General features: G+C 42.4%; 5 protein-coding genes. All 5 read right to left on the bottom strand.

The genetic code is table 11. The features are described from left to right. Position 1 precedes the first annotated feature (1 nt). The 5 genes from J2786_RS18070 to J2786_RS18050 are packed head-to-tail and all read right to left on the bottom strand — an operon-like array spanning position 2 to position 14,764. On the bottom strand, positions 2-2,404 hold the full coding sequence (locus tag J2786_RS18070; protein WP_047433827.1) for a glycosyltransferase: 2,403 nt from the start codon (positions 2,402-2,404) through the stop codon (positions 2-4). Further along, positions 2,397-3,179 (bottom strand): alpha/beta fold hydrolase, encoded by a 783-nt coding sequence (locus J2786_RS18065; RefSeq protein WP_047433826.1) that lies wholly within the window; start codon positions 3,177-3,179, stop codon positions 2,397-2,399. Before J2786_RS18065 ends, J2786_RS18070 begins: the two co-directional genes overlap by 8 nt. After that, complete coding sequence (locus J2786_RS18060; protein ID WP_002977699.1) at positions 3,170-3,469, bottom strand: acyl carrier protein; 300 nt, start codon at positions 3,467-3,469, stop codon at positions 3,170-3,172. Before J2786_RS18060 ends, J2786_RS18065 begins: the two co-directional genes overlap by 10 nt. After that, positions 3,457-7,722, bottom strand: coding sequence for a type I polyketide synthase (locus J2786_RS18055; RefSeq protein WP_047433824.1), 4,266 nt, complete (start codon positions 7,720-7,722; stop codon positions 3,457-3,459). The genes J2786_RS18060 and J2786_RS18055 overlap by 13 nt, the downstream gene beginning before the upstream one ends. A gap of 19 nt (positions 7,723-7,741) precedes the next feature. Next, the gene (locus J2786_RS18050) at positions 7,742-14,764 is read right to left on the bottom strand and encodes a type I polyketide synthase (RefSeq protein ID WP_047433822.1); all 7,023 of its coding nucleotides are present in this window, start codon (positions 14,762-14,764) and stop codon (positions 7,742-7,744) included. Between the last annotated feature and the right edge of the window lie 74 nt (positions 14,765-14,838).

The following is a 14,838-nucleotide window of genomic DNA, read 5'->3' as shown; positions in this document are numbered from 1 at the left end:
GCTACACTGAAGCTAATATTGAATGTTCGTGTACAAAATTTTCTAATAATTCTACTGCTTTGTCATTTCCTCCGGCAAGCGTAAATGTATTGCGGACTTCCTGAGCGGCGATTCTGTATTTTGGATTTTCCAACAATTCAAAAACGGTTTCACGAAGCGCATCTACACGCAGTCTTTTGTACCGGATGCTGATTCCGCACCCTGCCTGCTCAATCAGTTTGGCAATATGGAAGTGGTCATAAGCGATAGGTGTGATCAACATAGGTAAACCGTTACGGAAAGTATCATTTACGGTATTGAAACCACCATGGCAGATCACCATGTCCATCTGCTGCATTACTGCAGACTGGGGAACAAAGCTGTTCACAATAAAATTGTCCGGCCATTCTTCAAAAATTTCGGGTGGAGTAGCAGCAATCACTGTTACCGGCTGATCTTTAAATGCAGCGATGATTTTTTCGAAGAAAGCTTTTCTGATATCTACGAGCAGCGTTCCCAATGATACGAAAATCTTTGGAGTGGTAGAAGCATTCAGTTTATCCCAGTCAAATGGAGCATCGTTGGGACGGCCTTTCACCGGACCCACAAATTTCATATGAGGTGGAACAGTTTCAAAACCGGCGAAAGCCTGTGAGGTAAATACCATATTCAGTTTGTGAGAATGGATATAAATTCCTTCTTCATGAATGCCTACTTCTTTTTGCAGGTCTTTAATCAGGTTTTGCTGCCATTCCCAGATTTTGGGAGCACTTTTTTCCGTGTCTCCCATCACATCCGGCGGAACCGGAGTTGTCGTTACACAAGGAATATTATTTTTATGAGCGAAAAGAGCCCCTCCGAAAGTGATGCAGTCGTTTACGATCACATCCGGCATCCAGCTTTCTGTCAGTCTCGTTAATCCCGGCATCATCATTTTAGCGAAAGGAACATAGGTTTCTTCCAGTGCCAGTTTCATCACTTCAGGGCCGGAGCACGCGGGTCCGTCATCCTGTCTTTTTAAAATACGGGCAATTTCCTCCTGATAGGGAACAAGATCTTCTTCAGGATAGAAATAAGAACCTCCTTCAGGAATATGTTTGCTGTCTAAAGGCGTAATCCCGAACCATTTTACTTCATGCCCGCGGGCAATTAAACTCGCTCCCACACTTAAAGTAGGACTCACATGTCCGAAAAACGGAGGAACTACGAATAAAAACTTAGAGGGTTTTTCAGGTTTTGAAGCCTTTGATATAGCCTGTTCCAGCAGATTTGCTGCTGTAGCTGCACCTCCTGCTTCCACAAAAGATTGTCCTACCTTCTGAGCCGCTTCACGATAGCCTGGATTATTTAAAATCTGGTGTACTGCTTCTCTCAGGTGATTGGCTTTAAATCGGTTGAAATTAAGACGTTCACCCGCTTCTGTACGCACCACACGTCCTGCAACATGCGACTGGTCATACGCAATCGGGATCACAACCAAAGGAATACCGTTGGATAAGGTTTCAGATACGGTATTGTGACCGCCATGGCATACCACACCGTCAAGATGAGGTAAAAGATCCAGTTGAGGAACCTGCTGATACACCATAAAGTTTTCCGGCCACTGATCGAAAAGCTGTGGATCAGAAACGACTACAACGGTTAAATCTTCATCTTTAAAGGCATCAATAACCTTTTGGAAGAATACTTTTTTGTGATCATGATCGAAGGTCGTTCCAATGCTTACCAGAATCTTTTTGTTGGTGGCATTTTTCAATCTGTCCCAATCGAACTCACAAGAAATACGACGCTCTGTGAGAACTGGTCCTGTGAATTTATATTGAGGTGCCAGATCTTCCATGTCACCAAAGAAATAATTCGAGGTTAAAACAAGGGTCAAGAGATCTGAAGTCGCCAGAGAACGTTCTTCCTGGAAACCTAATTCTTTCTGTAGTGCTACAATCTGATTCACTTCCCATTCATGTACTTTAGGAAGCTCATTCATAATTTTAATGGCAGCCGGAGCGGTAACGGAAGTGGCATAAGGAATTCCAAGCGCTTTCGCAGCAACAGGAGCTGCAAATAACTGGTGGTCACCGATAATCAAATCAGGCTGATATGTTTTCAGTAAAGCAACAACTCCATTATAGCAATGTCTGTTCAGCGGGATAAGCACCTCTTCGTAAAGGAACTTCACGCTGTCGATTCCGTACACTACTTTCTTTGAAATAATATCGAGATATTGTTCACTTTCTTTTTTTTCTTCGTCGGTCTGATCGTACTGGATCAGTAATAATTTTCCTCCCTCGGGAAGTTTAGCCTCTAAAGTAGGGTCAAGGCTGATCCAGGCTACTTCATGTCCTCTTTCCAACAGAGTAGCACCGATGCTTAAGGTAGGGTTGACATGTCCTGTCAATGGTGGAACTATAAATGCAAATTTAGTCATGGTTTTGTGTTAAAATTTTAGATAAAAATTGAGCGATTGTTTCTGCTATCAGATTCGGTTCCTGAATAGGAATATTGTGATCGCCCGGGATTAATTCCAGCTCAGATCCGCTGATTTGAGATTGCAGCCATTCACCTGTAGGTCTGCAGTTGGAATCAGCGCCATAAAGCAATAGAGTAGGAGCTGTCAATCCAGTAAACCGGGCTTCACCAAGGAAATGCTTTTCCTTAATCATATCTGCTTTAATGGTGGTTTGATTAAACAGAAATTCATACATACGGTGGTTCTTTTCCATCTGTCTTTTCCCCATCTGTACTTTGGTGGTATCTGTAAAGTTGGCTACATAATGCTCAAGGAATTCTTTGCTGTATTCATCAATGATGTTACGCGCTTTTTCATCCTGAGGATCCGGAGCTTCCATTACCACGAGCTGATTCACTCGGTCCGGGTATTCTAAAGCTGTTTTTAAAGCAATAAGACCTCCGAAACTATAGCCTACAAGGTGTACTTTTTCCAGTTGAAGATGATCTATTAAACCTATTAAATCGGATGACATGTTGTCAAGGTCGTACCCATCCAAAAAGCGTTCACTCATACCGTGGCTTTTCAGATCGTACATCACCACATGGAAATGCTTGGCCAGCACAGGGGCAATATTAAAATAATAAATGGACAGGTTACTGAACATACCGTGGATGAGTACCACGGTTTGTTCGGCTCCTTTGTTGAGTTCCTGTATATGAACTTGTCTGTTATTGACAGTGATTATTGGCATTCGTAGATATAATTGATGATCATACTAAGGTCAAGATTAATCAGCTGGTCAAGATCCATAGAAGATAACCAACCTGTAAAGTCGATCTGATCGCCAAAATGGGCTTTGATCTTTTCAGAGAAAGAAACAATCTCGATGCTGTCCATTTCAAGATCTTTGGTGAATGAACTTTCAGGAGTAATGTCCATCTCTTCTACAAATTCAGCACCTATCACTTCAGTAATAAAACCTTTTAATAATGTAAAAAGTTCTTCGTGGTTCATTTTTAATGTTGCGTTTACAGTGTCCATCCGATAATATAATTTTTATGTTTGATAGTTTTGATTTCAATGTTGTTGATCCAGAGATGATCATCTTTTATTTGTTCGACTTCGAAGGCTTTAGGGTTTCCTTTCAGTCCTGTTCCGAGGAACTTTCCGTAGGCTTCCTTGGCTACCCAGAAACGGGTGGTCCATTCTGCCTGATTTCTGTCTTTTAATAATGCTAATTCGTTGTCGGTAAATACCATGTCGTAGAAACCGGCGCTGCGTTCTTCCATCAGTTCCATATCGATTCCTACAGATTTTCCATATCTCGCGATTCCCACGGCTTCTTTGCCTTTATGAGCCAAGGAAATATGAATGTTTTCTGTAAAATCACTGATGAGGTAAGGTTTCCCCACTTCATCGGAACGGATTTCAAACGTAATCGGGAAGCAGGCATGATTTTTTTCCTGACGGAGAAGATTTCTCACGGCATCTTTCACGGCCACGCGGCTTACCATCCAGTTTTTCTTTTTGTTGGGTAATAGCTGCTGGTGATGCTGTTTTTCTGTCTGGTTGAAGTATCTTTTCAGGATGAAATCCCACGAAGCGACTCTGGTATACGCCTGGTGGAAGAAGAATACTTCAGGAGCAATCTCTTCCGAAAGTCTGTTGTGAAGTGGTGACATGGAAACATTCCATAAAGCGGCATCAATTTCCAGTCTTCTGTTCTGCCAGCCCTTAATGGCGCACCATACTTTTCCGTCTCTTTTCAGGATGATATCTGCGATGGCAAATTCATCATTAAGTTCGGTCAGCATACAGGTGCATTCAAAAATACCTTCCTGATCATGCATATCTCCGAAGAATTCAATATCTCTGATTTTTACAGGGAATGCAATACGGTCTTTCACCAAAGTAAGCTGAAGCCAAAGTCCAAATAGCTGCCCTGCATTGTCCAGTAATGAACCTTTACCGCCATTCCCTTTGATTTTTCCTACGATTCCTTTGTCTCCAACGGCTGAAACTTCAGTAATTCCCTGGTATTTTTCTCCATGGAACATGTGCATGTCATAGATTTCTTCAGGTGTTCTTTCGATGGGTAAAAGATTACCGATGGAAAGATTGAAATCTGGTGTTGGAACAGGACCCGATTTTAAAACTACTTCTGCGTTGGCAAAGTTTTCAATGTCGAGATAAGCATGGTTTGATGAACGCCATTCTCCTTTTACTGTTTTTTCAAAAGGTTTGGCTACATTCATCCATTGGAAGACACTTACATTCATGATTTTATGAACCAGTGTTCCCGGAATTTCCGCTTCTGCAATTTCTGCCAGCTGCTCAAAAATCATCGTCATCGGAATTACCGGTTCCATATCCGCTACATGAGCCCAACCTTTAGGCTGTCTCAATAAGCTGTGATCGATCAGGTAAGGATGACTTTCCAAGGTTACATACAAGTCTTTGGTGAAGGTTGTACTTCCCGGTGCTTTTGGAGCAGCCTGTTGTACTACAGGAGCAGTCTGAGCAGGACGTGGAATTGTAATCTCCGGACGGTTCTGGAATAAAGTCAATACTTCTTCCTGCATCCGGATCATATCTGCAACGTTATCCTGGAATGCCTGTACCAGCGGATGACCGCTTTTTGTGGCAATAGCTGAAGCAGTTGCTGTATATTGTTTTGGGGCCTCAAATGATTGAGCCAACGCTTTCACTTCTTTAAAATTACGGATAATAGGTGAGCCTAATTCCAGTTTAATGCCTTTTCCTGATACTCTTTTCGAGTGATTCTGAATCTCCAGAAAGTCAAGAGCAATTGTTTTACCTTCTACGAATAGTGAAGCAACTACACGCTGTAACTGCGCCAATGCAGAACGGGTAGGAACGCTGGAAGCAATTGTACTGAAAGCTTTCCCTTTCAAAGTATCATCAATAAATCCGATCAGGCCTCCGGTACCCACCTGAATGAAGACTCTTGCGCCTTCTTCGTATAATTTATCTGTCAGTTCACGGAAACGAACGGGTTCTACCAAATGCTCGGCACTCAGTTTTCTGATCGCTGCCTGATCGGCAGGATAAGGTTCTAATGTTGTGGCAGACCACAATGGGATTTTTGTCTGCTGAAAATGTGCTTTTTCCATTCCTGCAAGGATCACATCCAGTTTATCTGCGATAAAAGGAGAGTGGAATCCTGATTGGAACGGCAGTACCTGATGGAAGATCTGTTTTGCTTTTAATAAAGGAACCAACTCATCCAAAGCAGCATTGCTTCCGCAAAGAATCACCTGATTTGGGCAGTTGTCATTGGATACATACAGGTTTGAAATTTCATCAATAAAAGGTTTTATGGCATCGATACCTGCTCCTATAGCAATGAATTTGGAATCTTTTAATTCAAATGTTTCCGGATTCAGTACATCAATTAAAGCTTTTACAGAATTGGCTTCTGCCAGCTCAGATGAATATCCTGCCAGCCATTCTCCTAAACTGTGCCCGGCATTCATATCTGGAATAATTCCCAGTTTTTTCAGTGAATTATCAAGGATACTACAGTTGTTGAAAATGTTTAAAGCATCGGTTAAAAGACCTTCGCCTTCCGTTTCTATCGGTGCCGTTAATCCAAAATAACGGCTAACGGTATCTACTTCACCTTTAGCCAGACCATCTAAGCCCGGAAATACAAAGGCAACCTTCCCTCCGTCCTTTAATAATGGAGTAGAAGTGTACCAGATATCCTGTTTGTTTTTCCAGATGATATTCTTGGAAACAATTTTAATCGCTTTTTCTATTCTTGCAGGCGTTGGATCGAAGATCGCTACTCTGAAATCTCCTTCTCCAATGGCTGTTTCATTATTTTGTAATGCTGAAAGCAGTTCTTCATGGGTAGGTCTTGCCAATATCAGCACCTGATCTTTTTTAGGCATATCATAGCCTTCCAGAACAACATGTGCATTGATTCCTCCAAATCCGAAGGCATTTACAGCGGCTACTTTTGGGAGTCCTGTTTTTGACCAGTTTTTAGCTTCCTGTACCGGTTCAAACCTTGTGTTCTGCATCTCTGCAGTTGGGTTCTCACAATATAATGTTGGAGGTAAAGTATCGTGATGTAATGCCAGACAGGTTTTAATTAACCCTGCTATTCCCGCAGCCGGCATAGCATGTCCAATATTGGATTTCACAGATCCGATTCCAGCTACCGGAGCAGCTTCTTCTTTGCCGAAGAACTGCGCTAAAGTCTGAAGTTCTGTTTTATCTCCAAGCGGTGTTCCTGTGCCGTGAGCTTCAAGGTAACCGACTTTATTTTTATCTAAATCAGCATTGATCCATGCTTGTTCCAACGCTTTCAGCTGGCCTTTTACGGATGGGCTCATCACACTGGTTCCGGTACCATCACTGCTTACTCCTACACCTTTGATTACTGCATAAATTTTATCCTGATCACGAACAGCGTCTTCCAATCGTTTTAACACAACAAAGCCACAACCTTCACCAATCAATAATCCATCAGCATCTATACTGAAGGGTTTGATCTGCTGCTGGCGGGACATCGCACCCAGCTGGGCAAAAATACTCCAGAAAGCAGCATTTTGTCCTGTGTGTACTCCTCCTGCAATCATGATGTCAGAACGACCTCTCTGAAGTTCCTGTACAGCATGGTCTACAGCGATTAAAGCGGATGCACAAGCAGCATCTACTGTAAATGCAGCACCTCCCAGATTGAAACGGTTGGCAACAAGAGAGGCTACAAGATTAGGAATTAATCCCATAGCGGTATCTGCTGCAAAACGGCCTTTACGTTCCTGAAAAGCATGCTTTACCTTTTCAATATCGGATGAAGAAACGTGAGGCAGCAGTTCCTGCAGTAACGAGGAAATCTGTTCTCCGGTTCTTACAATTTCGATAGCGCGGGTAGCTCCCGGACCGGTATAGTTTCCTTTACCGATGATGATTCCCGTTTTTTCAAGGGAAATATTCTTTTGAAATATTCCTGCGTCTTCCAGTGCTTTCTGTACCAGATCAAGGGTAAGCAAGTGGTCAGGTTCCGTTCCTTCAACAGCGAGTGGTAAAATACCGAATGCTGTAGGATCGAATGTATAATCAGGGATAAATCCTCCACGCTGACAGTAAAAACGGTCAACGGGACTTGTAACATCACTGAAATGAACAGGATCTATCCGATCAGCCGGAGCCGGCTCGGTAGAATCGACTTTATTGACAATATTCTGCCAAAAAGTGTTGGCATCCTGTGCCCCGGGAAAGACACAGGATAGGCCAATTACAGCAACATCTGTTTTTTTCATATTGAGTTTATACAGTGTTTTACCAATTATTTCCTGACATGATCAGCACCTGGCTTTCTGTTCCGTACTTAATCTCGTTAAGGAAGATTTCTTTCCCTTCATCCAATGGAATCATGGAAATTCCTCTGCGTTCATATTCTGATTCAAGGGTGGAAGAAACCATTCCGGCTCCTTTCCATGGGCCCCAGTTGATTGAGATTACTTTTCCTTTTAATCTTTTATTTAAAGCATTTGCGTAATCATCCAGTACACTGTTGGCAGCCGCATAATCTGTCTGACCTTTGTTACCGTATACGGAAGCAATACTTGAGAATAATACTACAAACTGGCAGTCTGTACGAAGCTGCTCCGCCAATACACGAAGTGGTTTCACTTTGGTATCAAATACACGTCCGAAAGAGCTTGTCGTCTTTTGCTTGAATAATTTATCTTCTAAAAGACCTGCCCCGTGGATCACTCCGTCAAGACGGTCATATTTTTCATAGATATTGCTGATCAGGTTACTTAAACCTTCTTCGTCACAAAGATCCAGTGATTGGTAAATGATGATATTTCCAAGTTCTTCCATGTCACGGATCGTACGAAGAATCTGATTGTTTTTGAAAATCTTTGTCGTCTCTTTTTCTATTTCTGCCGGAGAAGTGAATTGTCCGGATTTAATTAAGAAACTTCTGATCTCTTCTTTGGTTTTCATGCCTTGAAAGTCTTTAGCAGAAAGTTCATTTCTTGGGTCCGCTGATCTTCCTACCAGAATATAAGTACAAGGATAGGCCTGAGACATATGTTTTACCAACTCGGCAGTAATTCCCTGTGCGCCTCCAAGTACCAGTACCACAGATTTCTGATCTAACTGGATATGGGCTTCATGTAAGCTCGTTGATAATGGAGAAGGAATGATGTCTACTTTGTGTCTCTGATCGTTTTTATAAATAATTTCAGCAGGTTTATCATTGGTCAGGATTTCCTTTAAGGTAATTTCAGCAATCTGATCTACTTCCTGAGGGGTGCTCAGGCTGATGAGTCTGCAGGTTGTATTGTCAAATTCTCTGGCTAAACTTTTGAAAAGCCCCGGATATCCCTGATGGTGACGTAATATGCTTGCATCTGTAATTTCCTGAATATGAGCTGGAATATCTGAGATCAGGTATACCCATTTTGCTTTATCAAAATCCAGTTTTTTGATCAGATCTACGTGATCAATAATACTTGGTTTATCGGTTGCTGAGAACAGGTCCAGCATAATTAATCCGTCAATGTCTGAAAGATCTTTTTCTGTATCTACTATTTCTACGATAGCTCCATGTTTTTCCAGAGCTTCTTTGATCGCAGAAGTTTGTTTGTTGTCATCCTGTGTAATGGCAAAACGTTTTCCCTGTAATACGTCTGTATTTTGTACTAAAGAAGCATCAGTAGGAGTGATGTCAAAACGAAGACGTGAAAGTACATTCTGAGCTGGCTCTACAGCATTTTCTGCTTTCACTTCCTGGGCTGCTTCGTTGGTTTCACCATTCATTTCATTGATCCAGCTTGCCAGACCACGGAGGGTTTTAATGGCCGCCAGTTTTTCCATGACATCATCCGCTTGCTCAAGGTTTTGACCAAATCCGATCTTAGTTTTAAGATCACCGATGATTTCCATACGTTTAATAGAGTCGATACTCAAATCTGCTTCCAGATCAAGGTCAAGACCTAGCATTTCTTTCGGATATCCTGTTTTTTCACTTACGATATTCAGAATAGCATTTTGAAGGTCTTCAAGAGAAAATGCCGGTTGAACTTGTGGTGTTGAAGCTGTTGATTCAGCTGCAGATCCGTTTTTTTCAGCAGCAGTTGTTTCAGCTCCTGAGAATTCAGTAAGCCACGAAACAAGACCGCTTAAGGTTTTTATTCCTGCTAACTGTTCCATAACGGTATCTTCGCTGGTATTCCCGTTACCCAGACTTCCCAGTTCGTTACGAAGTGTTCCGATGATTTCAACTCTTTTAATGGAATCAATACTTAAGTCAGCTTCCAGGTCCATTTCCATACCCAGCATTTCCTGAGGATATCCTGTTTTGTCACTTACCACCTGCAGTAATAAGGATTTGATATCTCTTGAAGGAGCTTGTTTTACAGCTGTAACGGCTACCGGTCTTTCCTGCTGAACAGGCTGAACCGGAATAGTAGATATTGGCTGTTGAACCGGAGCCTGTACTGGTGAATTGTATACAGGAGCAGGGAACGCCTGAGGATTCTGTCCCATAAAGGAAAGCATCACATCGCGTTGTGCCTGTATCATTAATTTCATGCTGTTTAAATATTCCTGCAGCATACGTTCAGCAGTAGACTGAGCTTCAGTTGCAGGGGTCTGTGGTTGATGAGTAAAATTGTTCATGGGAATAGGGTTTATAAGTGGTAAAGCACCATTGGATGGCAGATTACCATGAGTTGGGTGGGCGGTCTGCCCGTTAACACGCCAGATGGCAGGGCTTTTCTTGTAAAGCTCAGGTTGGTTAAGATCAATAACCTTAACGCTGCGGCCATCGAAAAGTTTATCAATATTGACGCTTCGGCCAGTTCCTAAATATTGTGCCAGCATACAAAGCAGGTGGCTGAATTTATTACGGCTGTTGTCTTCAACATATAAGGTCAGCTGATCTTTTTCAAGGCAGGATTTGGTCAGTCCGGTAAGAACTTTTCCTGGTCCTACTTCGATGAATATCCTTGCGCCGTCGTTATACATTGCCTGAAGCTGTTCTACAAATCTTACAGGCTGTACCAGATGGTCAATAAGTCTTTCTTTTATTTCTGACGGATTCGCGGGATATACTTCTGCTGTAGTATTGGACCAAACAGGAATCTGCATTTCCCCGAAAGGAACATTTTTCAATACCTCAGCATATAAATCCCTGGATTTTGCTAATAACGGGCTGTGGAACGCACAGGCAACTTCGAGCTTTTTAGCAGAAATACCTTCCTGTTTAAGAATTTCCAGTAATTTATTGATCGCTTCTGTACTTCCGGCAATGACACATTGTGTAGGAGCGTTAAAGTTCACCGGATAGCATCCTTCTACTTTGGCAATAATCGGTTGTAAACGTTCTGCTGTAGCACTAGCTGCCAGCATTGAACCCGGATCTCCACCTTCTACAGAATCTAAGATAGACTGCGCTCTCTGAACACTTAAGTCAACCAATTGATCTTCTCCAAATACACCTGCAAAACATAATGCCGGAATTTCACCGTAGCTATGACCTGCCAGCATATCAGGAATAATACCTAATGATTCCAGGAATTTAGCCAATGCAAGGTCTACAATTCCTAAAAGCGGTTGTGCTAAACGGGTATCTTTAATGGTTTCTTTTTGTTGTTTTAAATCAGCTTCGTTAAAAGTCTTAGATGGGAAAACTACTTTTTCAAGTTCAGGATACTCGTCAATAATCTTACGCATAGCCGGGAAAACTACAAATAAGTCACGGGCCATATTGATTCTCTGGCTGCCTTGTCCAGGGAAAGTGAAGGCTACTTTACCTTCTTTTTTATTCACGGTAAACGTATCTTTTGTCTCAATCCCCAGCAATACCAGCTCAAGCTTCATCATCAGGTCTTCAGCAGTATCTGCAACAATACTGTACTGGATTGGCTTTTCTGAACTGATACTTAAACTGTAAGCGATATCTTTTAATGGAATCCCATCGTTAATTTCTAATAAAGCTTTTACCTGGCTTGATTGTCCTTTGGCTTCTTCATAAGTGTCTCCACGGAAAACAAATAGTTCTGATGGCCATGACTGCATGGCGATTGAGTTATCCTCCTTAGGATGGTTGGCAATTACTGTATGGAAGTTTGTTCCCCCAAATCCGAAAGCACTGATCCCTGCATAACGGTTTTTCTCCGCCCATAATCCACTTTCCGCATGGAAGGCAAACGGACTGGTTTCTGCGTTATAATAAGCATTCGGCTGCTGAAGGTGAAGGGTAGGTGGCTTTACACCATGATAAACCGCAAGGGAAGCCTTGATCAATCCTGCTAATCCTGCCGCACATTTTGTATGTCCGATCTGGGTTTTCACAGAACCTAAATGAGTCTGCCCGGGCAATGCTCCTGAACGGCTGAATAAATTAGTCAATGCACTTAGTTCGGTTTTGTCACCTACTACAGTTCCTGTACCGTGAGCTTCCACTAAACCTACAGAAGCAGCACTGATACCAGCTTGAGAATAAGCACGTTCTAATGCTCTTACCTGGCCTATCTGTCTTGGAGCAGTCAATCCCAGTGCTTTACCGTCACTGGATCCTCCAACTCCTTTGATTACGGAATAAATACGGTCACCATCGCGTACAGCGTCTTCATATCTTTTTAAGACAAGGATCGCAATACCTTCTCCAAGGGCGATACCGTCTGCCTCACTATCAAAAGTAGCACATCTTCCTTTTCTGGATAGGGCGTGAGTACTGGAGAACATCAGGTAATCATTGATTCCGTTGTGTAAATCTGCTCCTCCTGCAAGTACCATATCGGATTTTCCTAATACAAGTTCCTGACAAGCCAGATCAATAGCGGCTAATGACGAAGCACACGCTGCATCTACGGTAAAGTTTCTGCCGCCAAGATCCAGTCGGTTCGTAATCCTACCTGCGATCACGTTGGCAAGAATACCCGGGAATGAGTCTTCTGTAGTATGTGGGAAGGCTTCTTTTACTTCTTCATGAAGTTCTCCGAAAACCTGCTTATAATATCCTCTGAAACTATAGCTGTTGGCAAGATCATTACCTCCTTCAGCACCTATAATGACAGAAATGTTTTCTCTGTTGATGTGTTTCTCGCCATATCCTGCATCTTCCATGGCACGCTTGGCAACCAATAAGGTTAAAAGCTGTGTAGGTTCAATGGCAGCAAGAGATTGTGGCGGAATTCCGAATGCCAGCGGATCAAAATCAATTTTAGGAATAAATCCTCCCCATTTGGAATGGGAGACATCAGATTCGTTGGAATCTGGTTTATAATAAAGTTCTTTATTCCATCTTTCGTCCGGTACTTCGGTAACGCTGTCTTTTCCTAAAATGATATTTCTCCAGTATTCATCCAGGTTTTTAGCTCCCGGGAAAATACATTCCATTCCTACGATAGCAATATCCAATGGCTTTTCTGTAGAAACCGGTTCTTCCGGTAACGCTGCATCCTGAATATGCTCGTAGTTGTCTACAACACTTTGGTGAAGGGCTGATAATGAGATCACACGATTCTGCATCGTAGCAACCTGTCCGATCATATACATTCCTAAATCCAGTTGATCATCTTTAGGAATATTGACCAATTTATCACCCTGGCGCTCTATGCCTTTAGCCGCGATACGTAAACGGCCTACATTTAATTTTTCAAGTTGTTCCCACACCTGTTTTTTATCCATTCCTGCAGCAAGAAGCTTTGCTTTTTCTGTATTGAAATGGTTGGCGAATGCTGTATTTAAACAACGGGTTTCATGTCCTGGTGCTGTTTCCAGTAAAACTGTATCTTTCGCCTGCATAGCCTGCGCCTGAAATTCTTCCTGAATAGCTCCCGTTTGTACAGCTTCATGAGTATACAGATAAGCTGTACCCATCAATACCCCGATTTTCACTCCCCTTGCAGCTAATGGTGCAGCCATAATGGATACAAACGCCGTTGAAAATGCGTTATGAATTCCGCCTGCAAAAAAGACACTGATGTTTTCAGGATGATCTTCTTTTAATATACGTTCAATCTGTTTTTCCCAAAGAACCGTGCTGGACAAAGGTCCTACATGGCCTCCGCATTCACGTCCTTCAAAAATGAAGTTTTTCGCTCCCTCTTTCAGAAAAATATCCAGAAGGGCAGGGGAAGGAACATGCAGGAATGATTTTATTCCGGCTTTTTCAAATACTTTAGCCTGAGCTGGTCTTCCTCCGGCTATCAAAACTACCGGTGGCTTTGCTTCTAATATATATGAGGTTTGTTCATCTCTTAATTCCTGTGGAGCAAATCCTAAAATTCCTACTCCCCATGTTTTTTCACCAGCCAGCTTTTTAGTGTCCATTACCAGTGATTTTGCAGATTCTCCTTTCAATAAGGATAAGGCAACAAAAGGTAAGGCTCCGGCATCTGCTACCGCATTGGCAAATGAAGGTACATCACTCACGCGGGTCATTGGACCTTGAGCAATAGGGTAACTCAACCCTAACTCCTGAGCTAAAGAGTTGTTTTTATCAATTACTTTAAGTGCTTTTGCCTGCTTCAGGTGGCCATACATAGCTTCTTTGAAACCGAAAATCAGTTTTTTCAGAGTATTGAAATCCTCATACAGGTCTGTTGCCAGCGAAATGTCTTGTCCCATAGGGATATAACATGTGCTAAGGTCGAAACCTGTAAAATATTGTTTAAGGTCTTCTGCTGTTACATTTTCAGGTAAAGCAGGAGAGTTGGGTCTTACCAATACACGATGGTTAGCAATCACTTTAGTTTCTGTACCATTCAGTTTTGAGCAGACTTCTTTCAGATCCTGAGGGACCGAACTTTCCGGAAACAGAGCCAACTGGCTGTCCAGTACAATTCCTGTTGCTCCTAAAGCTTTTGCCGCTGCTGCAGTGTGGAGACCTATTCCTCCCTGTACCCACACCGGAATGCTCTGGATTTCTTTGATCACACGCTGGAATAATACAAACGTGGATTCATAGCCTACTAATCCACCGGCTTCATTTCCTTTGATAATAATTCCCTGCGCTCCCGATTGTTCAGCCTGTCTGGCCTCTTCCAAACTGGTTACCTGATAAATAACAGGTACGTTATGGGGCTTAGACATTCCAAACGGAAGGATCGCAAATCTTACTTTTTCCGGAATTTGAAGAGTGGTGAAATTGTCTTTAGAAAAATAAATACCATACGATGGTACGTCTATCTGATCAAGTTGTTGTAACGCTTCCTGGGCTTTCGTTAGCTCATTTCCTAAACTTAATACGGGTAGTGCGCCTGCCTGATGCAGTCGGGATATAAGGTTAACGTCCGGCTTTTCAAAAGGCGTCAGTCCAATAATGGTTAATTTTTTCATGGCGTGTTAATTGAATGGTTGAATGATAACAGAGTGTCATAACAACTTGCTTTGCCCGATAATAAGGCAATTGC

The organism is Chryseobacterium vietnamense (assembly GCF_031454475.1).
In the GTDB taxonomy this organism is placed as follows: Bacteria; Bacteroidota; Bacteroidia; order Flavobacteriales; family Weeksellaceae; genus Chryseobacterium; species Chryseobacterium vietnamense.
Note: the sequence above shows the minus strand (reverse complement) of the source record. Positions and strands in the feature narration are given on the sequence as shown.

What these genes read in the sequence shown, in the direction of transcription:
- J2786_RS18070 (WP_047433827.1), bottom strand. Translation starts at nt 2,404, where the DNA reads ATGACTAAATTTGCATTTATAGTTCCACCATTGACAGGACATGTCAAC.
- J2786_RS18065 (WP_047433826.1), bottom strand. Translation starts at nt 3,179, where the DNA reads ATGCCAATAATCACTGTCAATAACAGACAAGTTCATATACAGGAACTC.
- J2786_RS18060 (WP_002977699.1), bottom strand. Translation starts at nt 3,469, where the DNA reads ATGGACACTGTAAACGCAACATTAAAAATGAACCACGAAGAACTTTTT.
- J2786_RS18055 (WP_047433824.1), bottom strand. Translation starts at nt 7,722, where the DNA reads ATGAAAAAAACAGATGTTGCTGTAATTGGCCTATCCTGTGTCTTTCCC.
- J2786_RS18050 (WP_047433822.1), bottom strand. Translation starts at nt 14,764, where the DNA reads ATGAAAAAATTAACCATTATTGGACTGACGCCTTTTGAAAAGCCGGAC.